Annotated in this window: 24 protein-coding genes; 5 read left to right on the top strand and 19 right to left on the bottom strand. The window is 42.4% G+C overall.

The window, feature by feature from the left end; translation table 11 throughout:
• The 6 genes from hfq to GDK41_RS03120 all read right to left on the bottom strand — a co-directional run bounded on the left by hfq (window position 1) and on the right by GDK41_RS03120 (window position 6388).
• Window positions 1–264 (bottom strand): RNA chaperone Hfq, encoded by a 264-nt coding sequence (gene hfq / locus GDK41_RS03145; RefSeq protein ID WP_152085048.1) that lies wholly within the window; start codon window positions 262–264, stop codon window positions 1–3.
• Between the two features lie 78 nt (window positions 265–342).
• Complete coding sequence (miaA, locus tag GDK41_RS03140) at window positions 343–1260, bottom strand: tRNA (adenosine(37)-N6)-dimethylallyltransferase MiaA (protein WP_152085047.1); 918 nt, start codon at window positions 1258–1260, stop codon at window positions 343–345.
• A gap of 1 nt (window position 1261) precedes the next feature.
• Complete coding sequence (mutL, locus tag GDK41_RS03135) at window positions 1262–3085, bottom strand: DNA mismatch repair endonuclease MutL (protein WP_152085046.1); 1824 nt, start codon at window positions 3083–3085, stop codon at window positions 1262–1264.
• Between the two features lie 6 nt (window positions 3086–3091).
• On the bottom strand, window positions 3092–4402 hold the full coding sequence (locus GDK41_RS03130; protein ID WP_232056554.1) for an N-acetylmuramoyl-L-alanine amidase: 1311 nt from the start codon (window positions 4400–4402) through the stop codon (window positions 3092–3094).
• A 19-nt stretch (window positions 4403–4421) separates the two neighbouring features.
• Window positions 4422–4892, bottom strand: coding sequence for a tRNA (adenosine(37)-N6)-threonylcarbamoyltransferase complex ATPase subunit type 1 TsaE (gene tsaE / locus GDK41_RS03125; RefSeq protein ID WP_152085044.1), 471 nt, complete (start codon window positions 4890–4892; stop codon window positions 4422–4424).
• 2 nt (window positions 4893–4894) lie between these two features.
• Window positions 4895–6388 carry an NAD(P)H-hydrate dehydratase gene (locus GDK41_RS03120; protein ID WP_232056519.1) on the bottom strand — a complete coding sequence of 498 codons (1494 nt, stop codon included), beginning with the start codon at window positions 6386–6388 and terminating at the stop codon, window positions 4895–4897.
• 3 nt (window positions 6389–6391) lie between these two features.
• Between GDK41_RS03120 and queG the strand changes: the two genes are divergently transcribed.
• Complete coding sequence (queG, locus tag GDK41_RS03115; protein WP_152085042.1) at window positions 6392–7525, top strand: tRNA epoxyqueuosine(34) reductase QueG; 1134 nt, start codon at window positions 6392–6394, stop codon at window positions 7523–7525.
• A gap of 52 nt (window positions 7526–7577) precedes the next feature.
• Here the strand turns inward: queG and GDK41_RS03110 are convergent, their stop codons facing one another.
• The 3 genes from GDK41_RS03110 to GDK41_RS03100 form a co-directional block, all read right to left on the bottom strand.
• Entirely contained in the window at window positions 7578–8717 is a 1140-nt protein-coding gene (locus tag GDK41_RS03110) for a response regulator (protein ID WP_152085041.1), read from the bottom strand.
• 76 nt (window positions 8718–8793) lie between these two features.
• A complete protein-coding gene (locus GDK41_RS03105; RefSeq protein WP_152085040.1) occupies window positions 8794–10740 on the bottom strand; it encodes a sensor histidine kinase in 1947 nt (648 codons plus the stop codon).
• A gap of 67 nt (window positions 10741–10807) precedes the next feature.
• Window positions 10808–11299: a GNAT family N-acetyltransferase gene (locus GDK41_RS03100; RefSeq protein WP_152085039.1), complete on the bottom strand. Its 492-nt coding sequence runs from the start codon at window positions 11297–11299 to the stop codon at window positions 10808–10810.
• Window positions 11300–11374: 75 nt separating this feature from the next.
• Here GDK41_RS03100 and GDK41_RS03095 point away from each other — a divergent pair, with 75 nt between their 5' ends.
• From GDK41_RS03095 to GDK41_RS03080, 4 genes are all read left to right on the top strand, one after another.
• Complete coding sequence (locus GDK41_RS03095) at window positions 11375–11917, top strand: glutathione peroxidase (RefSeq protein WP_152085038.1); 543 nt, start codon at window positions 11375–11377, stop codon at window positions 11915–11917.
• Between the two features lie 79 nt (window positions 11918–11996).
• Window positions 11997–12278, top strand: a complete 282-nt coding sequence (locus GDK41_RS03090; protein ID WP_152085037.1) for a peptidylprolyl isomerase — start codon at window positions 11997–11999, stop codon at window positions 12276–12278.
• A 58-nt stretch (window positions 12279–12336) separates the two neighbouring features.
• The gene (locus GDK41_RS03085) at window positions 12337–12915 is read left to right on the top strand and encodes a glutathione S-transferase family protein (protein ID WP_152085036.1); all 579 of its coding nucleotides are present in this window, start codon (window positions 12337–12339) and stop codon (window positions 12913–12915) included.
• A 25-nt stretch (window positions 12916–12940) separates the two neighbouring features.
• Complete coding sequence (locus tag GDK41_RS03080; RefSeq protein ID WP_152085035.1) at window positions 12941–13291, top strand: DUF2750 domain-containing protein; 351 nt, start codon at window positions 12941–12943, stop codon at window positions 13289–13291.
• Here GDK41_RS03080 and GDK41_RS03075 read toward each other — a convergent pair.
• The 10 genes from GDK41_RS03075 to ndk all read right to left on the bottom strand — a co-directional run bounded on the left by GDK41_RS03075 (window position 13268) and on the right by ndk (window position 24138).
• Entirely contained in the window at window positions 13268–13657 is a 390-nt protein-coding gene (locus GDK41_RS03075) for a VOC family protein (protein ID WP_152085034.1), read from the bottom strand. The two genes, GDK41_RS03080 and GDK41_RS03075, sit on opposite strands and share 24 nt — an antisense overlap.
• Window positions 13658–13879: 222 nt before the next feature.
• Window positions 13880–15355: a ribosome biogenesis GTPase Der gene (gene der / locus GDK41_RS03070; RefSeq protein WP_152085033.1), complete on the bottom strand. Its 1476-nt coding sequence runs from the start codon at window positions 15353–15355 to the stop codon at window positions 13880–13882.
• 72 nt (window positions 15356–15427) lie between these two features.
• Window positions 15428–16600, bottom strand: a complete 1173-nt coding sequence (bamB, locus tag GDK41_RS03065; RefSeq protein ID WP_152085032.1) for an outer membrane protein assembly factor BamB — start codon at window positions 16598–16600, stop codon at window positions 15428–15430.
• A gap of 8 nt (window positions 16601–16608) precedes the next feature.
• Complete coding sequence (locus GDK41_RS03060) at window positions 16609–17229, bottom strand: YfgM family protein (protein WP_152085031.1); 621 nt, start codon at window positions 17227–17229, stop codon at window positions 16609–16611.
• Between the two features lie 9 nt (window positions 17230–17238).
• Window positions 17239–18516 (bottom strand): histidine--tRNA ligase, encoded by a 1278-nt coding sequence (gene hisS, locus GDK41_RS03055; protein ID WP_152085030.1) that lies wholly within the window; start codon window positions 18514–18516, stop codon window positions 17239–17241.
• 159 nt (window positions 18517–18675) lie between these two features.
• Complete coding sequence (gene ispG, locus GDK41_RS03050; RefSeq protein ID WP_152085029.1) at window positions 18676–19794, bottom strand: flavodoxin-dependent (E)-4-hydroxy-3-methylbut-2-enyl-diphosphate synthase; 1119 nt, start codon at window positions 19792–19794, stop codon at window positions 18676–18678.
• A gap of 6 nt (window positions 19795–19800) precedes the next feature.
• On the bottom strand, window positions 19801–20718 hold the full coding sequence (locus tag GDK41_RS03045; RefSeq protein ID WP_152085028.1) for a RodZ domain-containing protein: 918 nt from the start codon (window positions 20716–20718) through the stop codon (window positions 19801–19803).
• A complete protein-coding gene (gene pilW / locus GDK41_RS03040) occupies window positions 20715–22247 on the bottom strand; it encodes a type IV pilus biogenesis/stability protein PilW (protein ID WP_152085027.1) in 1533 nt (510 codons plus the stop codon). The genes GDK41_RS03045 and pilW overlap by 4 nt, the downstream gene beginning before the upstream one ends.
• A gap of 124 nt (window positions 22248–22371) precedes the next feature.
• Window positions 22372–23508, bottom strand: a complete 1137-nt coding sequence (locus GDK41_RS03035; RefSeq protein ID WP_152085026.1) for a bifunctional tRNA (adenosine(37)-C2)-methyltransferase TrmG/ribosomal RNA large subunit methyltransferase RlmN — start codon at window positions 23506–23508, stop codon at window positions 22372–22374.
• Between the two features lie 198 nt (window positions 23509–23706).
• Window positions 23707–24138 (bottom strand): nucleoside-diphosphate kinase, encoded by a 432-nt coding sequence (ndk, locus tag GDK41_RS03030; protein WP_010377338.1) that lies wholly within the window; start codon window positions 24136–24138, stop codon window positions 23707–23709.
• Window positions 24139–24244 lie beyond the last annotated feature (106 nt).

Raw genomic sequence — 24244 nt, 5'->3', positions numbered from 1 at the left:
TTAATAGTTACCATCATCATTTTGCTCTGTACCTTCCGCGCCCTGTGCACTTTGGAAATTCACTGCACGAGCAGGTACAACCGTAGAGATAGCATGTTTGTAAACCATTTGATTTACTGTGTTCTCTAACAAAATAACGAATTGGTCAAATGATTGAATTTTACCTTGTAATTTTATGCCGTTGACTAAAAAAATTGAAACAGGAATGCGCTCACGACGTAAGACATTCAAAAATGGGTCTTGTAACGATTGGCCTTTTGCCATTTTCTTTTCCTTCGTTCTAGGTGTTATTATTAGTTTCGCTGTCGATTATATCTCAGCAGCTTGATTTAACAGCTACTATTAGCTTAGCGAAGTTAATACGCGTTGCAAGTTTTGTTGATCATTGGTCTCTAACCAAGTCAGCTGTGGCCACCCTCTCAACCAGGTGAGTTGCCGCTTTGCAAGTTGTCTGGTAGCTGCTACGCCTTTAAAAACCATTTGTTCATAGTCACACTCTCCAGCTAAGTGCTCCCACATTTGTCGATACCCAACACAACGTATCGAGGGAAGATCTGGATGTAAATCTTCTCGCTGATATAAGGTCAAAACTTCGTTTTTAAACCCTTGATCCAACATAATTTGAAATCTTTGTTCAATACGTTGATGTAGCACCTTGCGATCGCTTGGTGCGATAGCAAACTGGTGAAATTCATAAGGCAGCGGTGCCTGCTTTTGCTGCTGCAACTCTGTCATTGTTTTACCGCTTATGCGATATACTTCTAATGCTCGGTTGATACGCTGCGAGTCATTTTCACTAATTTTTTCAGCAGCTTGTGGATCGATATAAGTTAATTGTTTATGTAACTCAGGCCATCCCAATTGATTTGCTTCAATTTCAAGCTGGGCGCGAATACCAGGATCCGCTTCAGGTAGTGGTGATAATCCGTCAATGAGTCCCTTAAAGTACATCATGGTTCCACCAACTAAAATTGGCACCTTGCCTTGTTGATGTAAAGCATCAATATGCCGACAAGCATCTTTGCGAAAATCAGCAACCGAGTAGCTCTCTAAAGGATCAATGATATCAATAAGATGATGCGGAGCCAAGGCAAGTTCATCGGCATCTGGTTTTGCAGTGCCTATGTCCATCCCTTTGTAAACCAAAGCAGAATCAACACTCACCACTTCCGTGTCTAAATGTTGGCATAACTCTATCGCTAGGGCCGTTTTTCCCGCAGCTGTAGGGCCCATTAGTGTTATAACCGGTAATTTATTCACTCTAAAACTCTTGTGGTAATAATTGTAAAAACATCTTGTTATCTATTTTAACTGCTTTTTCCTGAATACGCGCCAAACATTTTTGATTTTTTTCAATATATTGCTGCGCTTTAGTAAAATATTCACTCGCATAGAACCGCTCTGGTGTTTTGATAACCAACCACCTAAGCCAATCATCGATGCTTTGTAATTGGCTATTACAGGCTTTGAGCATGTCTGAACTGAATGTCCCAACATCGACACTATATAAACTCACAGGCAGCTTTTTAACCATGATGTATCGCTCAAAAAACTGAATATCAAAGCCCAATAACGTCAGCCATGATTCTTGTTCCGCCAAAGAGGTTATTTCCGCTTTCTCTAAACTCACTCGCACTGGCAATAATAGCGCCTTACTAGCTAAACTCGCATCGCGCTCTAACTCATTTGACCAATAAAGATGTAATGCATATTTAAAGTGCGATACCAGTAACTGCTGTTTATCCTCGATGAGGGCTACCCCACCTTCTATGGATAGCATTTTGCTCTTTTGCAGAACTGGCTCGTTTGCTACCCCTTGCTCAACGGGCACATCAAACTCACTCGCCTGTTGATGACTTAGTGCTTGATATAGCTGATTAACATTGTAATGCCTAGATGTTGACTCTCTTTGTACATTTGCTTTGTTGGCAGTAGAAGGCGCTCTGTCAGCGCCATAGGAAGAAGCGCTACCAGATGTAACTGGTGAGGCCAGCTCGTCACTTACTGAGGTGCTTGCCAACGGCTTTAAAGTGCTGCGGTAGTCTTGATGTTCAAGTTCAGATATGGATGTGCTGTCGGGTTGTGTGGCCAACTCATGCGTTGTGGGTATCACCGCTTGTTTCACCGCTTGCACAATGAAATCATGCACAAGTCTGGCTTGATGAAAACGTACTTCATGCTTTGCAGGATGAACATTGACATCCACTTGCCGAGGGTCGATTTCTAAATAAACCACAAACCCTGGAATATCGTGCTCCCCTGCAACCTCTTCAAAAGCTTGGCGAATTGCATGCAAAATAAGCTTATCACGCATCATTCGACCATTAACATAGGTGTACTGCGTACTATTGCTACTACCAACAGGCAACACCCAAGCATACAGCATCAGACCGTCGCTTCCTGATTCAATAAAAGCCGCTTGCTGTTCAAACGCTTTACCAGCTACTTGCGCGACACGTTTTACGCCATCCACTTTACCGCGAGCACGATATTGTCGCATTACTTTTTGATTATGTGTCAGTGTGATAGCAACATCAAAGCGACTTAAAGCAATTCGCTTAACCAACTCATCAATATGACTAAACTCTGTTTTTTCTGTACGTAAAAACTTGCGCCGTGCAGGCGTGTTAAAAAATAAGTCTTTAACTTCTATTGTCGTTCCATCTGGGTGCGCGGTGGGCTGAACTTGCACCGCCATATCTCGCCCTTCGGCGAATGCTTGCCACGCGGTTTCTTGCTCGGGAGGCTTAGAACTGAGAGTTAATCGAGACACCGAGCTAATTGATGCTAACGCTTCGCCACGAAAACCCAGTGAAGAGATACACTCTAAATCATCTAAGCTTTTTAATTTACTAGTTGCGTGTCTAGATAGGGCTAAAGTTAACTCGTCTTTTGCAATACCATTGCCATTGTCACGAATGCGGATCAATTTGTGACCCCCTCGTTCAATATCAATGTGGATCTTTGTCGCACCAGCATCAATGCTATTTTCAACCAGCTCTTTAACAACAGAGGCGGGCCTTTCTACTACCTCACCGGCAGCTATTTGGTTGGCAAGCCGCGCTGGTAAAATTTCAATACTCATAGCAGATCATGCCTTTGGAATGGTTAATACTTGGCCTATATAAAGCGTATCTTTGGTCAACCTATTTGCTTTTTTTAATGCTGTAATAGATACGCCATAACGATTTGCCAATACACTTAAAGATTCACCACTTTTAACGACATGCTGCGCAGGTTCTTTTAACCGCGCAAATAAAGAGTCGTCTGGCGGATTACGCTTATAATAATTTTTTATCGACTTAAAAATGGCTCTGGCTAACTTTTCTTGATGATTACCCGATTTTAATAGTCGCTCTTCTTTTGGATTAGAAATAAACCCAGTTTCAACTAAAATTGATGGGATATCTGGAGACTTTAACACCCCAAAGTTTGCAGATTGAGGACGTTTTTTATGAAGCTTAGTGACCTTTTTAAGCTCACCTACAATTTCATCAGCCACTTGCAATGCGGTTTTCATCGAGTGATCCATCGACATGTCTAACAGTGCCTTGGCAAGATACTTTTCATTGGCCGTATCTTTTATCAGTTCAGCCGCGCCTCCCAGTAATTGAGAGTGTTTTTCTTTGTCCTCTAGCCATTTACCAATCTCAGAGTTAGCTCTACGTAAAGATAAAACCCATACAGAAGACCCACTGGGGCCAGGGCTTGAAAATGCATCAGCGTGAATAGAAACAAAAAAATCTGCTCTTTTTTCCCGTGCTTTTGCCGAACGGGTGTGTATTTTTAAATAATAATCGCCGGTGCGGATCAAACGCGCTTTCATTCCCGGCTGTTTATCTATCAAACGTGCTAATCGCTTCGCTATTGGCAGGGTAACATTTTTCTCATAGGTACCTGATGGACCAATGGAGCCTGGATCTTCACCACCATGTCCGGCATCAATAGCAATAATAATGTCTCTGTCGACTAACCGTTCACGTTTTTTGGTCTGCACTTTGTCGTTGCTGTACAAACTAGTTTGTTTAGCGTAAAGGTCTACAACCAAACGGTTTTTATAAGGCCCTGCAGGTGCAAGTGCCATAACCACGGGCTTTACACTACTAGCTAAATCAAAAACCACCCGCGTGCCGCTTGCAGTTTTCGGCTTACTGTAGCGTAATTTACTTATTAAACGATGCTCAGCGGGAATTTTAGGGAATTTATCAGCTTTGTTGGTGTTATCAAAATCAACCACCAATCTCAACGGGTTTTTCAGCATAAAGTAGCTGTAATCAGGCTTGGCAGATAAATCAAATACAACGCGAGTACTATCTGGCGATGGCCAAACACGTACACCTTCGATATTATTTTTTGCTTGTGCAAAATTACTGAGCACCATGAAAATAACGCTCAGTAGCATGCCTGATACTGTTCCTATACTACGCATCTTGTCCTAATTGCATTATGATTGTTCGTCCGCGCTCACTATTTGCAGTCACGGTAATTGTTCTTTGTTCACCATCGTAAGCCATCTCGACATTTAGATCTGGGGTGGGAATGAACCCTTCACCTTTTTGTGGCCATTCAATAATGCAAATAGCATCTGGACTAAAATAATCCCTGATCCCCATATATTCAAGCTCTTCAGGGTCGCCTAACCTATACAGATCAAAGTGATATATTGAGACATTCTCCAGTTCATAAGGTTCAACCAAGGTATACGTTGGGCTTTTCACCTTACCAGTATGGCCCATTCCCTGAACAATTCCGCGAGATAATGTTGTTTTGCCAGCACCTAAATCACCATGCAAGAACAACACCGCGCCATTTCTTATATATTTGCACAAGCGTTCGCCCATAGCCACCGTTTGCGCCTCATCGGCCAAGTGCTGACTAAATGTATTATCCATGTTCACCCCAATAAGCGTCGAATATGCACAAATAAATCACTAGCCAGAAGCCCTTTTTCGCCTTCTTTTGCCGCAATTTGCGCTGCTAAACCATGAATATACACAGCTAAGCTCATAGCAGCAAACGGCTGCATGCCTTGTGCAATTAAAGCGCCGATTATACCAGATAAAACATCTCCCATCCCAGCACTAGCCATAGCGGCGCACCCTGTGCGATTAATATTTACGCTCTTTCTGTTAGCAATGAGCGTGCCTGGACCTTTTAATAGCACTTTCGCTTCGTAAGATTTAACTATTTGCATGACTAACTCAAAGCGGTCCGCTTCGTTAACAATGCTTTTTTCGGAAAGTAAACGTTTAGCCTCTCCAATATGAGGAGTGAGTATGGCGGTATCAAACCGCTTATGGGTTTGTGCTAACAAATTTAACCCATCGGCATCACACACAACGTGTTTTCCAAACTCCAAACTTTGTGAAAACAACGAACGTGCCCACTCATCTTGCCCGAGACCTGGACCTATAACCATTACATCTGCCTTTTTGAGCAAAGGTAATAACTGTTTTTCGTGATCCACGCCATGAACCATTAACTCATATCTGCCTTGTAATACGCTGTTCACATTATCAGGATGCGTTGCTACGCTTACCAAACCAGCACCAGCTCGAAGTGCAGCTTCAGCGGCCAAACGCACAGCCCCAGCCATTCCTTTGTTACCACCGACAACCAATACATGACCACAGATATTTTTATAGCTATCGATAGGACGAGGTGGAAACTTTGCAAAAAGCGATTCATGGTTCATGTACGTTGCACTAGGTTCAACTAATTGCCCAAAAGCTTGTGCGACCCCCAAACAGGCATATAGTAACTGACCACAATGCGCTTTCGCTTTACCAGTTAATAATCCCTGTTTTAAGGCGATAAAAGTGATTGTGACATCTGCATAAAATGACCCCTTAGTAACCACAGAGGTCGACCCATTTACGCCGCTAGGAATATCAATACTGAGCTTTTTAGCTGCCACAGCCTGACATTCAGCAAATAACTTTTGTATATGATTTGGTAAGTCACCACTAAACCCTGTACCAAATACTCCATCAACAATCACGCAATATGACTTCAGACAAGGTTGCTCTGTGACAATTTCAACATTCGCGGCTATGGCTTTTTTAAAAGCCTTAGCTGCATCCCCTTTTAATAAACTTGTTTCAAACACACTAAATACGGTTACTTTGCGCCCTGACTCATGAAGTAACCTAGCCAACACATACGCATCTCCCGCATTGTTACCCTTACCTGCCAACAGCAGGATACACTGCGCGCTTACAAACTCATTTTCAAACAATGAAAACAGTGATTCGCCCGCTCGAAGCATTAAACTCGATAAACTCGTACCCGACTTTTTCGCAGCTAACGCTTCATATTGCTGCACCTGTTGGGCTGTGTATGCAACTTGTGGTAAATTAGAGGTGTATTTAGCTTCCAAGATAAACATTCCGTGACTGCAGATAGTATTAATTATATTGAACTGGCAACAAAAATTAAGCAATGGGGCAAAGAACTTGGATTTGCCGAGGTGGGCATAACCGACATTGACCTATCTAAACATGAAGCGCAGCTAAAACGCTGGTTGGATAACAATTATCACGGCGAAATGGATTATATGGCAGCACATGGAATGAAGCGAGCTCGCCCTGCTGAGCTGGTGCCAGGCACACAAAGAGTCATTTCAGTTCGAATGCACTACCTCCCACCCGATGCAAGCTTTGCAAAAGCATTAAAAAACTCGCATACCGCTTATATAAGCCGATATGCTTTAGGGCGAGATTACCACAAGGTACTAAGAAATCGTTTAAAGCAACTCGGGCAAAGGATCTCTTGCGAAGTTGCAGAGCTTGGATTTCGACCATTTGTTGACTCCGCACCAGTGCTGGAAAGACAGCTCGCAGAAAAAGCAGGACTTGGGTGGCGAGGAAAAAACAGTTTACTGATCCAAAAACACGCTGGCTCTTGGTTTTTTATTGGCGAGCTTTTTGTGGACATTCCCCTACCTATAGATAAACCCGATGAATTTGAGGGGTGTGGTAAATGCAATGCCTGTATCACGCTTTGCCCAACAGGTGCCATTGTGGAACCCTATGTTGTTGATGCTCGCAGGTGTATTTCTTATTTAACCATTGAGTTACAAGGCTCAATACCAGAGCAGTTCCGCTCACTGATTGGTAACCGTGTGTACGGGTGTGATGATTGTCAACTAGTGTGCCCATGGAATCGATATGGTCAATTAACTAAAGAGGCCGACTTTTCACCAAGAGCAGCACTCAAAGATCAGTCATTAATTGAACTATTCAGCTGGGACGAAGCAACATTTTTAAAAAAAACCGAGGGCAGCCCGATACGACGGATAGGCCATCAACGTTGGCTCAGAAACATAGCTGTAGGGTTAGGCAATGCCCCATATGATGAGCAGATTATTGCTGTGCTAAATAGCCGCTTAACAGGTGCATCAGACATGCTTGCAGAGCATATAAGTTGGGCTTTAAAACAGCAACTTAGCAAGCAAAAACATATGCAAAGAAAGCATGCGCGTTTAATTCGAATTATAGAAAAGGGCCTACCTAGGGATGCCTAATAAGAACAACTCAATATGCGCTCCCCAAATTAGGCCTACGCCAAATAAAGCATTAACTCTCATCTACCTTATGAGTTAATTCAGCTAAATCTGATTCGATTTCAGTAAATGCTTTTTTAACTTGAATCAGCGCTTCTTCTCTTGCTACCGAATTTTGGATTGCTGTATCTACATGATTGTATATAAATAGCTCTTGGTCTTCATCCAACCCCATCGTTGGTATACGATTCTCAAATTGCTCTTGCAGTCCCCGAAATACCGCTTCGTTTTCTCGTCGGTTATTATCTAACATCAACATTAAACTCTTAAACTTACTGTTTATCATCGCCACTGCCGCATTTAAATTTTGCTGTTGTTGGCGAAGTTCATTGCGTGTCAAAATAGCCAGTAATTGCTGCTCCGTCACACTCACAATAAAGCAAATGTGATCCCTGATCCGACCATGCTTTTCGTCATCCCCTTCAGGCATATTGAGCACAAGAACACTCACATACTGATAATTAACTAATATACGACTAGTAAATTCGTGCAGGCGGCCTTTTGATTTCAAGATTTCAAACAGTTCAAGGACTATTGGCGAGCATATTCCTGAAGTCGCATAATGCATCTGCTCATTATCAACTCTAAATTCAACATTACAACTCAAGCCAAAATGAGACATGCAGTTTATCAGCGCGTTAGCGAGTGTAGGTACGTCATTCACATTGCCAATACTTTCGATATAATTGACAATTTGGCCCATTTCACTGCTTGTTGCCATTGCGCTAAAAGCAGTGGTTGTGGCGTCTTCTACCTGCTGCTCTAAAATTTCTTTTTCTAGCAACATTTGACCCAGTTTAAGCAACTTTGCAGTTAATTCACCTTGCCCAAAAGGCTTTACAATGTAGTCTTCAGCGCCAACAGCGTAGCCTTCCATGCGCTCTTCAACCGAACCTCTTGCAGAAACAAACATCACAACAATATGGCTAGTTTCGGGGTTTGATTTAATTGCTCGGCATACATCATAACCACTCATTTGTGGCATACTGACATCGAGTAAAATAACCTGAGGATTAAACTCTTCAAGCATTTCTAAGCATTCTGGCCCGCTTGCTGCAGTTCTGAGCTCAAAGTCCAAGTCTTCTAGAATCTCTTCAATAATTTCGAGGTTAAATGGTTCGTCATCCACGGCCAAAACACGCTGTAATGCCATATATAAATTCCTTGTGTTATTTCATCGTCTTTAATACTTATAGTTGTGGTTTTTATTTTATGCGAATGCACAGGCCCTACTTTTTATCCAGTGGCAGCTCGATGTGGATCGTCGCACCAGCATCATCATTATTGGTTGCGTAAATGCACCCTTTGTGCAGCAGCACAAACTCTTTACAAATAGCCAAACCCAAGCCTGTGCCACCCGCCCCACTATTGGTTGTAGAACTTTGTACAAATTTAGAAAATATAAGACTCAATTCTTCTTCTGGAATACCGATACCTTGATCTCGTACTTTGATACAAACCTTATCAAGACAACCTTCTACCTCAACCTGTATCTTGCCGTTTTCAGGGCTAAACTTAATCGCATTGCCAAGTAAGTTCCTAAAAACCTGATTTATTTGCTCTCTATCGCAGTAAACTAGCAATGGCTGATGAGTTGCAATCAGTTTTAGCTTAATCTGTTTCGCAAGCGCAGAACCCGACACATCATCCATTGCTGTCTTGACAATTGCACATAAATCTTGAGAACTGGGGTTAAACGGAAACCGACCAGCATCAAGCTTAGATAAATCCAGTAAATTATTTAGTAACAGCAACAAGCGTTCTCCACTTGTTTCAATGCGCGATAAATATTTTTCTAGTTTGTCTAATGGAATATCGTCTGCGCCCAGCTTATCTAGACCGAATCTGGCGAAGCTAAGAATAGAGTGCATGGGAGTACGTAGCTCATGAGACATATTTGCAAGAAACTCTGATTTACTAATATTTGCAGCCTCAGCCGCCTCTTTCGCCTTTTGCAACTGCGCTGTTCTGGCTTGCACTTCTGCTTCTAGTACCTCTTTTGCTTCTTCTAATACCTGCTGCTTTTTCTTGAGATGAGCGACATTTTTCAATATAACAGAGAAAGCCAGTTCGCCGTGATGGTCAATTTCATTGAACGTGCCCATCAAGGGTATAATCGTATCGTTACGCGTAAGTAACAATTCACAATCAAAATTGCGCCGTCCTTTGAGCTCATGCATTTGCTGCTTTAAGTTTTCAACCGATTCGCGATCAAAAAGCTCAAATATAGAGCTTGACTGCATTTGCTCTTGAGTGCAGCAAAATAGCTCTACACATGCATCATTGCCTTCAATAATACTGCCATCTCGGTTAAACAACATAATTGAGTCTGGTGTATGTTTATAAATCACTCGCAACAAACTATCTCGCTCTATCAGGGCGTCAACCGTATCTTGCAAGCGCTCAACCAGCTCTTGGTTATGCCTTTTTAACATTTCAGTTTGCCACAGTTTGTGTAGCGCCTTGAGCAAGTCTCCTTCATCAAACGGCCATATTAATACATCTTCAACACCAAAACGTATTGCTTCGAGCATGTCTACTTGGTCAGCTTTCTCTGTGTAAAGCAAACAGCGTAAGTTATTATTTAGCACTTTCATTTGCCCAAACAAGTCCAGTGCACATTTATCATGCGGTTCATAAGCAGCAATCAATAAATCGATTGCTTGATGCTGTGCTTGACTCATACCAACCACACATGTATCGGCTGTATATACGTTTAGTTGAGCTCCGGATAGGCTCGTTGCTAACTCAGATAACCGCTCTAAATCGTGATCAACGAGTAATACAGAAGGCAATACGAGTCGGCTTTCGGCTCCGATCTCAAACACTCGTTCCAGCAGGTTCGTGATTTCTTTATTCGAAAAAAAAGGGTAAACCACAATGCCATTGGGTAGCGCTTTGTTAAACTGGCTAAATAAAGCAAGCTGCTGAGCATTGTCGGGTTTGGGGGCAAGCAAAATTAGCTTTTCATGCTGTCTTAATGACGACAGTGAATCTAAGAAGCTGGTTGGTATTCCATTAGCAACGGCGATAGCGTCATAGCGCTCTAAGTCTTCAATTTGGTCTAGCATACGATAATGTATATGCTCAACTTCACCGCCCAGCAGCTCGAACAATACTTTCAAGCGCATAGCAAGAACACTGTTACTGTCTACAATCAAAACCTTGTTTGTCATCTATCTACACAACCTATCTCCTATCTTCCTCAAGTGTAGACGAATTTTTCGGTTTAACTGGCTTGCTTTAATTTCTCAAATGTTTACCCACTATGGTGAGACTGTAGGGGTTACCATCCATGATTGCGACATCAGGTAACTCTCCCCAACTTTCAAAACCATGGCGCTTAAATAACTTTAAGCTGGGTATATTGTGACTAAAAATAAACCCAACTAGGGTAGACACTTTTATTACCTGTGCGTGCACTTGTGCAAATTCCAACAATTGCTGTCCCAGTCCTTGTCCTCTTGCCTGTGTTGAAATATAAATGCTAATTTCGCAGGTTTGAGAATAGGCCGGACGTCCATAAAATGACTTAAAACTAAGCCACGCCACGACACGGCCTTTAGCTTCATATACGAATAACGGCCTGTCCGAATTATGGCTACTAAACCACTCCATGCGCTGCTCTACCGTAAGCGGCTCGGTGTCTGCGGTGACCATTCTACTTGCAATCGTTTCGTTATATATATCTGTGATACTTTGAAGGTCGTCAATTTCAGCTATTCTTATTGTCATGCTCAGTAAATGTTTGATCGCATTTGAATGTAATGGCGTATCATAGAAGATTATTATCTTAGAGGGAAAGAGCCGATGATTAAAAAAACTGTAACCAAGGCCATATTGTTCGCAGGCCTTACTCTGAGCGGTTTCGCTTACGCTCAACAGTGTGATGATTTTACCAATGTGGAACTGCGCAAACTTCGCTCTGACGACACCATCAATTTGTGCCAGTTCAAAGGCAAACCACTACTGATAGTTAACACTGCAAGTAACTGTGGTTTTACTGGCCAATTCGAAGGTCTTGAAAAGTTGCATCAACAGTATAAGGATAAAGGGTTAGTGGTATTGGGCTTTCCGTCTGATGATTTTTTTCAAGAAGAAGATAGTGAAAAAGAAACCGCAAAAGTATGCTTTATAAACTACGGTGTCACATTTAACATGCTTGCTACATCAGCGGTGAGGGGCGATGACGCCAACCCCATTTTTAAACACTTAAATAAGCAAACGAGCTCGCCAAACTGGAACTTCTACAAATATTTAGTCTCTGCGGATAGAACGCAGGTCACACGCTTTAATAGTCGGACCAAACCACTATCAGAAGAGCTAACCACAGCAATTGAAAAAGCTTTGTAAGCAAATAGTGAGTTTTTGACATTCTTGTATTAGAATAAAGACTGAGAAAAAAACAAACACAAGCCATTATGGAGAGCATATGACAGTTGCAAGTGCAAGACACATTTTAGTTGAGAGCGAGGCTGAGTGCTTAGATTTAAAATCAAGAATTGCTGCAGGTGAGGATTTTGCAGAACTTGCAAAACAATATTCGAGCTGTCCATCTGGGCAAGACGGTGGTGCACTGGGTGAATTTGGGCCCGGTATGATGGTACCTGAATTTGACAAAGTCGTGTTTTCTGCCCCTATCAACGAGGTTCAAGGCCCTGTGCAAACGCAGTTTGGCTATCATCTGCTTGAAGTTACCAGTCGCTCAGAGTAAATTGTATTTTTAGTTTTTAGGCCGCTTCATGCGGCCTTTTTTATAAAAAGGGATCTATATGCAATTATATGGCTCAAATACCTCTCCATTTGCAAGACGTATTAGAATGTTTTCTGCCCTTCACAACCTAACTGTTCATTATCAACATTTAGATATTTTTAGTGAACAAGACAAGGCGACTTTAATTGCCAACAATCCAGCGAGGAAAATCCCCTTTCTCATTGATGAACAAACCACCATTTGTGATTCAGGTGCTATTCACCGCTATTTAGTCGACAAATTTCAGCTTACTAAAATGACTTACTGGCAAGAAAACCAACTTGTTAACATAAACGCCTGCAATGATTCGTTGGTTGAGCTGCTGCTGTGCGAGCGCTCAGGGTTTGATACACAATCAGATACACTGTTCTTTAACTTGCAAAGAGAGCGCATTGAAGCTGTATTATCAGACTTAAATGAACAATGTGTTAAAAGTGACTTTTTAGACTGCGACTATTTGCAGATCAGTTTATACTGCTTGCTAGATTGGATTGAATTTAGAAAATTAACTGATTTAAGTTCGTTTACCGCGTTACTGCATTTTTATGAAGTACACAGTAACTTACCAGGAAGTACAGATTCAGATCCCAGAATATAGTTGTCACACACAGAAGGTAAAGGCAATGAGCGACATTGAAATAGAATCCGAATTAGTTACTTTTGTAGAGCAGGTTCGTACCAACCAACAAATATGGGCGCTAGGCGCTGAAGACGGTGGCGTCGTCGTTTGTGAGTCCAACCAATTTGAAGAGACTGACGTACTACTCATTTGGGATAGCGAGCAAAAAGCGCAAGCCCAATGTAAAGATGAATGGCAAGACTATTCACCAGTGGCAATCTCTCTTGATGAGTTTTTAGATGAATGGGTTGAAGACTTAAACGAAGATCAAGCGCTGTTTGGTCTGAATTGGAATGATGACAATGTATGCGTTGAAATAGAGCCTGTAGGGTTAGCCCGCGCACTCGTTGACTAATGCAATTAAGGTGCCCTCAATAGCGCGTACATAAGCTTGCGCGCTTATTCCCTTTGTTGTTGGAGGCATTAAAGGTTCAGCTCCAGCAATCACCGCTCTATCGTAACTTTCACTTACATTTTCACAGTATATAGTGAGCTCAAACCCCAATGCGGGTTGTTTGGGCTGTGCACGAATATAGCTTTGTTTAAATTGCGCCTGTGCTAAAGGGTGGCTAGCAAAAGCAAGAATAACTTCTCCACTGTCTAACTCGCCATAATCTCCTGATTCAGTCAAATTGAGCGTACTCAACCCAAATGCTTGATAATAAAAGTCGAGTACTTCCTCAACGTTGTCAACATAGATCACAGTTTTTGCAAAACGCATTTTTAACCACTTAAAATAATATCAGCCAAAGTCATGCTGAATAGTCTTTGTTCACTATTCTCACTCATTAAGCATAAAATTAAACATGGGCAAATTACAACCAACTCGTGCTTGTTATTATGAAAAAGACATAAGTATTGCTGTGATAAATATAAAAAATCCGCAAACTGCAAAGTTTGCGGATCAGACAATGTTAAGTCGATAGCGTTTGCGCTAATCGCGCTAAGATTTGTTACGGTTTTCTTTACTAAACGCTCTTAACTTACGCTTTTGCGATAAGGTCATCTTATTTGTACGTCCAGCATAAGGGTTGTCCCCTTCACGGAATTCAATCTTAATCGGTGTACCCATGATATTTAATGCTTTACGATAATAGTTCATCAAATAGCGCTTGTAGCTATCAGGTAAATCATGTACTTGGTTACCGTGAATAACGATCCTTGGTGGGTTATATCCCCCCGCATGTGCATATTTTAGCTTAACGCGTCGGCCTCGTACCAATGGTGGTTGGTGATCTGCTTGCGCCATATCCATGATCCTACGCAACATCGCAGTACTGATCCGTTTTGTTGCAGATTCATAGGCTTCATCAACAGATTCAAATAAATGCCCTACGCCAGTACCATGAAGCGCCGAAATAAAATGCAAGCGTGCAAAATCGATAAACCCTAATCGACGGTCTAGTTCAGACTTTATGCGCTCTTTTACATAATCGTCTAACCCGTCCCATTTATTAACAGCAATAACTAAAGAGCGACCAGAGTTCAAAGCAAAACCAAGCAAGCTTAAATCTTGATCTGAGATCCCGTCTCGCGCATCAACCACTAATAACACCACGTTAGCATCTTCAATTGCTTTTAGGGTTTTGATCACAGAGAACTTTTCAACTACATCACTTACCTTTTTGCGCTTACGCACACCAGCTGTGTCGATAAGAACATACTCACGCTCATTACGAGTCATAGGAATGTAAATAGAGTCTCTCGTTGTACCAGGCATATCGTAGACAATGACACGCTCCTCACCCAAAATTCGGTTAGTCAATGTTGATTTACCTACATTTGGGCGACCTATAATGGCTAATTTAATTGGCTTGTCTTCAAACGCCGACTTACCATCTTCATCAGCGCCTTCTTCACCTTCAAGGTAAAGTTCAGCCAGATGAGCGTCATCTTGCTCTAACTCATCTTCCTGTTCAGCTAATTCAGCAATAACAGGTTGTAATGTTACGTCTAATAATTGCGTTACGCCCCGACCATGAGCGGCAGCAATTTGATAAACCTCGCCAAGTGCTAATTGATAAAATTCAGCACAATTTGAGTCAGCATCAATACCATCGGTTTTATTGGCCACCAAAAAGCATTTTTTTTGTTGTTTACGTAAGTGCTGTGCAATTGCCTGATCAGCGGCATTCATACCTGCACGTGCATCTACCAAGAACAGCACAATATCAGCCTCTTCAATCGCCAGTAGCGACTGTTCGGCCATTTCTGTTTCAATCCCTTCTTCAGAGCCGTCAATACCACCTGTATCGACCACGATAAACTCGTAACCATCATAACTAGCTTGGCCATATTTACGATCACGCGTAAGACCAGGAAAATCTGCCACCAAAGCATCTCGAGTACGCGTTAAGCGGTTAAACAGCGTGGATTTACCCACATTAGGTCGCCCAACAAGAGCGATCACCGGAAGCATAGACTACCTCTTTAATAAACAACAAAAGGCTTCGCAAAGCGAAGCCTTAACATACTTAACTAACATTAAGTGTTATGGAATTTTTACTGCGCTAACTTCACCATTGCGGGTGTAAACAATCAATTTATCATCAGCTACAACAGGCTCTACAAAAAAACCTGAGCTATCAAATGATTCACGAGCAACCAATTGACCTGTTTGCTTATCTAGCCAATGCAAATTACCTTCTTGATCACCCACCGCAACATAGTTACCAGCAACAGTTGGTGCCGTTAAGTACCAACCTCTCAGTGCAGGCTGACTCCAACGTTCAATGCCTGAGTCTTTATCCAAAGCATAAATAACGCCATTACTATCCACTAAGTAAAGTACGTTTAGATCCAAGCTTAGGTCTCGGTAACTGCTGTATTCTCTTTTCCAAACAACATTTCCGCTGCGCACATCAACGGCTGCTAAATTACCATTATAGCCTATTGCATAAGCCATTGCGCCGCTAACAACAGGCTTTGTATCTACATCAACTAAACGTTCAAACTCTGACGAACCTTTGGCTAATGCGACATCTGCACTCCAGGCACTATAGCCATTTTCAGCGATCAATACAGATAACTTACCGCTTTCTTCACCAAATAATACACCACCGTTAGCCGCCGTAGGCGAGCTCAAGCCCCGCAACGTTAAAGCTGGTACTTCTTGCTCATGACGCCAGCGTTCTTCGCCGGTATCAGGATGAAGAGCAAGCAACTTACCAGACCCTAAGTTAACATACACCAGGCCGTCGCCCGCAGCAGGTGATGATAAGGCTTCACCTGGAACATTCTTACGCCAGATTATCTCGCCAGAATCTCTATTTAAAGCAATGACTTCGCCGTGCTCGGAACCAATATAAATGTTTCCATATGCTTGCAAAATGCCACCAGAGAGCTTTGCACTATCACTATCTTCCCATGGCCAAAACGCTGGGGCTTTTCGTGTATCTGTTTGCCATAACGTTTTGCCCGACTCAAGGTTAAGCGCTTTAACTAAACCATCACGCTCTGCCACAAACACGAAATCTTTATAAATCGTTGGTGTCAAACGAGAGAAGTAATGTTCTACACCATCACCAACACTTTCCTGCCAAACAACTTGTGTCTCAAACTGGTTGTTGATTTCTGGTAGAACGAGTTCTTCTTCATCACTAGATGAACATCCTAACAGCGACGCCATGCAAAGCGCCAAGGTGGCCATACTAAGCTTATTCATACTGACTCCTATGCTGCAGGCTGTGCTGAAGCTAAGTCATCTAACTTAATTTTAAGCAGAGTATTTGCGCCTTCCGTCGAGGCATCAAGAGCGGCTTGATACTGCGACTTGGCCATTTCTTTATTGCCTTGGGCTAAGAATACATCACCTTTGATCTCTGAAATTTGCGCTTTAAAGCTCTCAGGCATTGGTTTGTCCAATGTCGCCAATGCTGCATCAAATTGTTGTTGAGCAAGCTGTACACGTGCTAGTCGCGTTAATGCTGTGGCTTTTAGCTCTAAACTTTGTACATTCTCAGCGGCCCACTGAAGCTTTTGCGCAGCAACATCTAACTGTTGCTTGTCAGCCGCTTCTTTAGCCGCTACAAATGCTGCTAGTACAGCATAGTTAGAATCTGCATTTTCTTTTACAAAACTGTCGCTTGCAGCTAATACATCATCACTTTCAACAAATTGGTTATACGCATTAGAAGCTGCTTCCGCGTTATCGATTTGACTTTGATTGTAAGCTTTCCAACCGTATAAACCACCTAAGCCAATAATAATGCCCAACGCTAAAGACACTCCATTTTCACGGAAAAATCGTTTTATTGCCTCGGCTTGTTGTTCTTCTGTTGAGTAAATTTCCATTATAACCTCTTATGCTACCAGCGCTTGCAGTAAAGTTTTAACCTCACCCAAAGCCACTGTGATCTGTTCTTTTTGTTCTCGCAGATACTTAACGGTTACTTTGCCTTGTGCAAGCTCATCCTCGCCAAGGATCAAAGCGACTAAAGCATCACTTTTATCTGCGCGTTTTAATTGTTTCTTAAAATTACCACCACCAGCGTGCACCATAACACGCAAACCAGCGACTTCATTTCTGAGTTGTTCTGCGATAACAGGCGCTTGGATACTTGCTTTATCCCCCATGGCAGCAACGTAAACGTCTGCATTACGACGAAGAGAGCCTACACATTCAAGCTCTTGTAACATGAGTACCAAACGTTCGAGGCCCATCGCAAAACCGACTGCGGGCGTACCTTTACCGCCTAATTGCTCTACCAAGCCATCGTAACGACCACCAGCACACACTGTACCTTGTGCACCAAGACTATCGGTCACCCACTCAAAAACAGTGCGATTATAATAATCTAAGCCACGAACCAGCTTTTCATTAACGCGGTATTTGACGCCTGCGGCATCTAATCGTTCACATAAATTTTTAAAATGCGCCTGCGACTCTTCATCTAGATGCTCAGACAGCTTAGGTGCATGCTCTAATACAGCCTGTACTTCAGGGTTTTTGCTATCTAACACGCGTAAAGGATTCGAATGCATACGACGTTTGCTGTCTTCATCTAATTGCTCAACGTGTTGCTCTAGAAATGCTACTAGCGCATCTCTATAGTGTGCTCGCGCTTCATTTGACCCCAACGAATTAAGCTCGAGCGAGACGTGATCACTGATACCAAATTCTTGCCAAAGACGGGCTGTCAGTAAAATAACCTCTGCGTCAATGTCTGCACTGGCAATACCAAAGGTTTCTACACCAAATTGATGAAACTGACGATAACGACCCTTTTGAGGGCGCTCATGTCTAAACATAGGCCCCATATACCACAGGCGTTGTTCTTGGTTGTATAGCAACCCATTTTGATTGCCAGCACGAACACACACTGCGGTTCCTTCGGGACGTAATGTCAAACTGTCACCGCTGCGATCTTCAAACGTGTACATTTCTTTTTCAACAATGTCGGTTACTTCACCGATAGAGCGCTTGAATAAATCAGTAGACTCAACAATAGGAAAACGGATCTCTTGATAACCATAAGACGCCACCGTTTTGCGCAACGTATCTTCTACTTTCTGCCAAATTTGTGTTGTACCTGGCAGACAGTCGTTCATACCACGAACTGCTTGAATTTGTTTTGCCACTTAAATTCCTAAATAAATCTGTTTTATCAATGAGATCGTCGCAAAGTGCCTGACTTGCGTAAAAAATTAATCGCTCATTATACCCAAACAGGTTAAAAATGCGACCTAACGCGCAAACAGCCTTTACTTGAATATAAAAAACATTTTAATATTTATGAATTACTCAACGATCTTGATATCAATTTCTGGTTGCTGCTCTTTTTTGGCAACAAATTCTCGAACTTGAGCTTCTAATTGCTCAACAATATTGTCATTATCAATGCGTAACTTTTGTCGCTCACCATTGATGTATAGCCCTGAACGACGGTTAGCGCCTGCTAAGCCAATATCACTGATCAGCGCTTCTCCCGGTCCATTAACAACACAACCTATCACAGACACTGAAATTGGCGTGATGATATCTTCCAAACGCTCTTCTAATTGGTTCATGGTATTGACCACGTCAAACTCCTGGCGAGAACAGCTTGGGCAAGCGATAAAGTTAATACCGCGAGAGCGTATTCGCAGAGACTTTAAAATATCAAAACCAACTTTGATTTCTTGAACGGGATCAGCAGCCAGTGATACACGTAATGTATCACCAATGCCCTCGGCTAATAGCATGCCCAAGCCCACAGCTGATTTTACCGAACCAGAGCGAAACCCACCCGCTTCGGTTATACCTAAATGTAATGGCTGATCGATTTCTTTAGCAAGCAGTCGATACGCGCCCACAGCCAAAAAGACATCGGATGCTTTTACCGACACTTTAAATTGGTCAAAATTCAAACGCTGTAAAATTTCAACGTGGCGCATCGCTGACTCAAGCAGCGCTTCAGGTGTTGGCTCGCCGTACTTCTCCTGCAAGTCACGCTCTAGTGATCCCCCATTGACACCAATACGGATCGGGATGTTGCGTTCAGACGCAGCGTCTACCACTGCGCGAATACGATCTTCAGATCCTATATTACCCGGGTTTATGCGTAAGCAATCAGCACCATATTGGGCTACCTTCAAAGCTATCCGATAATCAAAGTGGATATCTGTCACAAGCGGAATATCAACTTGCTCTTTGATACTTTTAAACGCTTCGGCCGCATCCATAGTTGGTACTGAAACACGCACAATGTCAGCACCAGCATCCTGGATAGCTTTGATCTGCGCAACCGTCGCATCGATATCCAGCGTATTGGTGTTGGTCATCGACTGCACAGCTATCGGCGCGCCGTCTCCAATTGGAACATTTCCCACGTTAATGCGTGTTGATTTTCTGCGTTTTATCGGAGATTCTGAAAACATAGACGGTTACTCTGCTAACGGTAAATTAAATTTTGCTAAACGGTTTCTAGGCAAGCTCGATAAGTCAATTAACTGCCCATCCAGCTCAACTGCCACAACTTGGTGTTTGCCCAGTACAACATTGAAAGGGGCTTTGCCTTCCACTGTCATGGTGTAGCCCGCTTTTTTAACACCAAATGCGATGCGCTCTTGTGTCGCATCAAAAATTTCAACCCAACTATCATCACTAAAACGCATAACAATCGTGCTCAAATCTGCGTCTTTTTGCTCTTCAATTGGCAGTACATCAAGCTCTTGTTTAAGCTGCTCCTGCTGCGTAGCGTCTTCAGCTAAGGTCACTTGCTCATGTTTTGTAATATCGCTCAGAGCTACCAACTCAGTTTGATTCAATTCACTATTGTCATTAAGAGAATCATCTTGAGTTACAATAGCACCGACAGCATTGGCGGCAGACTCACGCTCAACAGTTTCTGTTGCGAGCGAATTGCTTGATGACTGTGGTTTTGCCTCTGGCGCACTATCACTCGTTTGCCAGTACCATACCCCTGAAGAGCCTATCACCAACGCTAATATTAAATAGCTAAAAATCATTAACCGATTATCGCTGGCTTCCTTTTCTGTACGCCTCGAAAAGCTCTGCATTCTCTTGGTAGGCTCAGGTGCTTTAGGAGCATCCATTAATGCCAATAGCTGTTGAGAATCAAGACCCAGTAAATTGCTATAACTTTTGATATAGCCGCGAATAAAAGTGACAGGGCCTAAGTCTTGGTAATCATCTTGCTCTAACTTAGTTACTTGCAACGCCGTCAGTTTTAGACGCTGCGATACATCTTCAACACTCATGCCAGAAGCAATTCGAGCAGTATGCAGCGACTGTCCTATAGTAGGAACTTGTTCTTCCATTTCGATGTTTTCTTGTTTCATAAAACGTAACTATCAGGGTCCACAATCAATAATCCATGACCTTCTTTTAAGGCCACATCCGGTGTTAAATCATTCCATCGCATTAACTCATCGATCAGCAATCCATGTTGAGTCGCAATTTTAAATAGAGTATCTCCTGCCTGAATAGCATGCATGGTAGTCGGGTTATTAAGGTAAATTTTTTGCCCTGCTACCACTCTATCGGATTCTTTTAGGTTATTCCAACGCAGCAAATCTACTAGCTTAATGTCGTATTTTACGGACAAGCTAAACACATTTTCACCAACTTGTATTATATGAAACGGAACTTTTGGTGCACTCACTTTAGTATTCACAAGTGGCAAATTTTGCAAATTACTTTCAAATGCGTCGCGTTCATACGCTACAGTCGTCGCTGACTTGCCAAAGCGTACATCGTTTGGATCAGGCTCGTAAAAACGTACCATCCCTTTAGTGGGCTTTTCCGCCTCTGCGGTTTCTTGTTTTTGTAATGCCGCTTCATTCGTTAGCGTAGCAATACTGTTATTGTCAGATCCGCTCGCTATAGTAGTTTGAGTAACTGAACGCGCTGTGAATTCTTCTGATGGGCGTAATGAAACAGCCTCAGTCTTTGCAACAGATGTCTTTTGTTGATGATTTATCTTACGTTTAATTTTTATTTTTGGTTGCTGTGATAAATATGACGGTGACTTTTGTGTTATTTTTTTTAGCTGTGCAACACGATATTGCTCTTTTAAACGCACAAATTCACTGTTTTGTGCTTGCTCATTAAGAAGAACCTTAGCTTGAAACGAATCTGGGTATGTTTGAATAAGCAAATTAGCTACTTCTTGTGCTTTTTGTAAATGCCCCATGCTGACATGCAAAAGATGCTGTAAAAGCATACTGCGCGCTGATACAAAGCCTTTATTTGAGTAGTTTTCTAAAACCCCCATAGCCTGGTGTAAATCACTCTTAGCATAAAATATGGCCGCTAAGCTGATCAAAGCCGATTGACTTCGCCCATCATGCGCTATCGCACTGTTGAGGTAATCTTCAGCTTTTGAAAAGTTATCTTGTTTTATGGCACATAGCGCTAAATTTTCATAGCTGCGCGACACTCGCAGATAACTAGGCACATCGATGGCTTTAAAAAACTGTTCGCTAGCCGCTTGATACTCGCCAATACGACACAAAAACGTACCATAGTTATTTAGAGTATTAGGGTTGTTAGGATCGATTGATAGCGCCTGTTGATAAGCTTTATCAGCACGCGCATCTTCACCAACTTGTTCGTAATAATAAGCTAATGAGTAGTGAGCCTGAGGCAGCTCTGGTGCAAGTTGCAGCGCCTTTTCTAGATTATATTTGGCTTGACTATTATTGCCCGAACGCAAATATTGTAAAGCTAGAGTAATACGCGTTTTTGCGGCCTCTTGACCATTAACTTCATTTCTTACATTTGGCTTATTTCTGGTAACTGAGCTTGTCTCAGTAACACACGCCGACAATAATCCAATTGCAACGAGAGAAATCAAACAAGAACGCATGTACCACCCTTTATGTAATATCACTGTGCCCTTATACTACCTAAAAGTCCTTATGATTCATCTATTTTTTACCATAAGGACAGATTAAAATTGCACTAACTACACTTTTCGCTGGTTAAAGGTATTAACTAGCACTTACCTTAACAGCAATCGCATTATCATCACGTTGCTGCTTTTTAGCTAAACGCTTGGTTCTGTCTACCACATCGCCCACCAGCTGACCGCATGCCGCATCAATATCATCACCCCGTGTGCGACGCACAATACAGGTTAAACCTGCGGCTTGTAACACTTTAGAGAAGCGGTCAATGCGACTGTTGCTTGAACGGCCGTATTCGTTACCAGGGAAGGGGTTAAACGGAATAAGGTTTATTTTTGACGGTGTGCCTTTGAGCACTTTTACCAGTTCATGGGCATGATCTGTGCTGTCGTTCACGCCTTGCAGCATTACGTATTCAATTGTCACGTCTTTATTCGCTTTGGAGCCATCGATGTAACGACGACATGCAGCCAAGAACTCTTCAATTGGATATTTTTTATTAATTGGTACCAATACGTCACGCAATTCGTTGTTTGGCGCGTGCAAAGAAATCGCCAACGCAACATCAATCTTTTCTTTCAGAATATCAAGTGCTGGCACAACACCTGAAGTACTCAATGTAACACGGCGTTTTGACAAACCAAACGCCCAATCATCCATCATTAGTTCCATTGCAGGTACAACGTTATTCAGGTTAAGCAATGGCTCACCCATACCCATCATTACCACATTGGTAATTGGTCGTTTAGTACTATCACCATCATGAAGACCAATGTCTTTAGCAACACGCCATACCTGACCAATGATTTCAGACACTTTTAGGTTGCGGTTAAAGCCCTGTTGGGCTGTTGAACAAAATGTACATTCCAGCGCACAACCAACCTGAGAGGATACACATAACGTAGCGCGATCTTTTTCGGGGATCCATACCGTCTCTACTTCTTGACCCCCCTCAAGCAACAGTGCGTATTTTATCGTACCATCACTTGCAACTTGTTTTACTGAGATCTCAGGAGCTTTAATCTCACACTCAGCAGCTAACTTTGCTTTGAGTTTCTTGTTAATGTTACTCATTTGTTCGAAGTCATCAATGCCAAAGTGGTAGATCCATTTCATTACTTGATCAGCACGAAACGGCTTTTCACCGTAAGAAGCAAACAACTCACGCATGCCCTCGCGGTTTAAATCAAGTAAATTAATTTTTTTCTCAGTACTGGCCATGAAACAACCTCAATTCAAGTGACGGTATAACATTAGTAAGGTAGCCGCGCATTGTACAAAATATGAACAGCGATAACAATCTTAACTCTATTGTGCTTTGCTAAAAACTCTATAGTTAGCGCTTGGAGTGTTTAACAAAAAACGATTAGGACGAAAAAAGGGCTCAAAAGCCCTTCTTTCAATTGCCTTGTATCGAGATTAACGAGTACGTGGGCAGATTTCTTCTTCAGCAAAGAAGTAAGCGATTTCGCGAGCAGCTGACTCAGGTGCGTCTGAACCGTGTACCGCGTTTTCGTCGATGCTGTCTGCGTAGTCAGCACGTAAAGTACCAGCTAGTGCTTCAGCAGGGTTAGTAGCACCCATGATTTCACGGTTCTTACGAACTGCATCTTCACCTTCAAGAACTTGAACCATTACTGGGCCTGAAGTCATGAAAGAAACTAGTGCACCAAAGAAAGGACGCTCTTTGTGCTCTGCGTAGAAACCTTCAGCTTTCTCTTGAGAAAGGTGAACCATTTTAGAAGCAACGATCTTAAGACCAGCTGATTCGAAACGGTTATAGATTGCACCAATGTGGTTTTTAGCTACCGCATCAGGCTTGATGATTGAAAAAGTACGCTCTAAAGCCATCTTTTTTGCTCCAAAAAAGTTGTGATTATTGACGGGCGCGAATTATACGCGTTTTAGCTGCAAAAACCTACTACATTTGTTTTCAATGTGACGCAGTTTATGCAAC

Origin of the sequence: Pseudoalteromonas sp. A25, from assembly GCF_009176705.1 — a bacterium.
Taxonomy (GTDB): Bacteria; Pseudomonadota; Gammaproteobacteria; order Enterobacterales; family Alteromonadaceae; genus Pseudoalteromonas.
This window is presented reverse-complemented; position numbering and strand designations above follow the sequence as displayed.

Coding starts and splice junctions, on each gene's coding strand:
- GDK41_RS03130 (WP_232056554.1), bottom strand. CDS start 4,402: ATGCTACTGAGCGTTATTTTCATGGTGCTCAGTAATTTTGCACAAGCA.
- GDK41_RS03090 (WP_152085037.1), top strand. CDS start 11,997: ATGACAGTTGCAAGTGCAAGACACATTTTAGTTGAGAGCGAGGCTGAG.
- GDK41_RS03120 (WP_232056519.1), bottom strand. CDS start 6,388: ATGTTTATCTTGGAAGCTAAATACACCTCTAATTTACCACAAGTTGCA.
- bamB (WP_152085032.1), bottom strand. CDS start 16,600: ATGAATAAGCTTAGTATGGCCACCTTGGCGCTTTGCATGGCGTCGCTG.
- GDK41_RS03100 (WP_152085039.1), bottom strand. CDS start 11,299: ATGACAATAAGAATAGCTGAAATTGACGACCTTCAAAGTATCACAGAT.
- ispG (WP_152085029.1), bottom strand. CDS start 19,794: ATGTTTTCAGAATCTCCGATAAAACGCAGAAAATCAACACGCATTAAC.
- GDK41_RS03085 (WP_152085036.1), top strand. CDS start 12,337: ATGCAATTATATGGCTCAAATACCTCTCCATTTGCAAGACGTATTAGA.
- GDK41_RS03045 (WP_152085028.1), bottom strand. CDS start 20,718: ATGAAACAAGAAAACATCGAAATGGAAGAACAAGTTCCTACTATAGGA.
- tsaE (WP_152085044.1), bottom strand. CDS start 4,892: ATGGATAATACATTTAGTCAGCACTTGGCCGATGAGGCGCAAACGGTG.
- GDK41_RS03060 (WP_152085031.1), bottom strand. CDS start 17,229: ATGGAAATTTACTCAACAGAAGAACAACAAGCCGAGGCAATAAAACGA.
- der (WP_152085033.1), bottom strand. CDS start 15,355: ATGCTTCCGGTGATCGCTCTTGTTGGGCGACCTAATGTGGGTAAATCC.
- GDK41_RS03105 (WP_152085040.1), bottom strand. CDS start 10,740: ATGACAAACAAGGTTTTGATTGTAGACAGTAACAGTGTTCTTGCTATG.
- pilW (WP_152085027.1), bottom strand. CDS start 22,247: ATGCGTTCTTGTTTGATTTCTCTCGTTGCAATTGGATTATTGTCGGCG.
- ndk (WP_010377338.1), bottom strand. CDS start 24,138: ATGGCTTTAGAGCGTACTTTTTCAATCATCAAGCCTGATGCGGTAGCT.
- GDK41_RS03075 (WP_152085034.1), bottom strand. CDS start 13,657: ATGCGTTTTGCAAAAACTGTGATCTATGTTGACAACGTTGAGGAAGTA.
- GDK41_RS03035 (WP_152085026.1), bottom strand. CDS start 23,508: ATGGCCAGTACTGAGAAAAAAATTAATTTACTTGATTTAAACCGCGAG.
- GDK41_RS03110 (WP_152085041.1), bottom strand. CDS start 8,717: ATGGCATTACAGCGTGTTTTGGCCGTGGATGACGAACCATTTAACCTC.
- GDK41_RS03095 (WP_152085038.1), top strand. CDS start 11,375: ATGATTAAAAAAACTGTAACCAAGGCCATATTGTTCGCAGGCCTTACT.
- hfq (WP_152085048.1), bottom strand. CDS start 264: ATGGCAAAAGGCCAATCGTTACAAGACCCATTTTTGAATGTCTTACGT.
- GDK41_RS03080 (WP_152085035.1), top strand. CDS start 12,941: ATGAGCGACATTGAAATAGAATCCGAATTAGTTACTTTTGTAGAGCAG.
- mutL (WP_152085046.1), bottom strand. CDS start 3,085: ATGAGTATTGAAATTTTACCAGCGCGGCTTGCCAACCAAATAGCTGCC.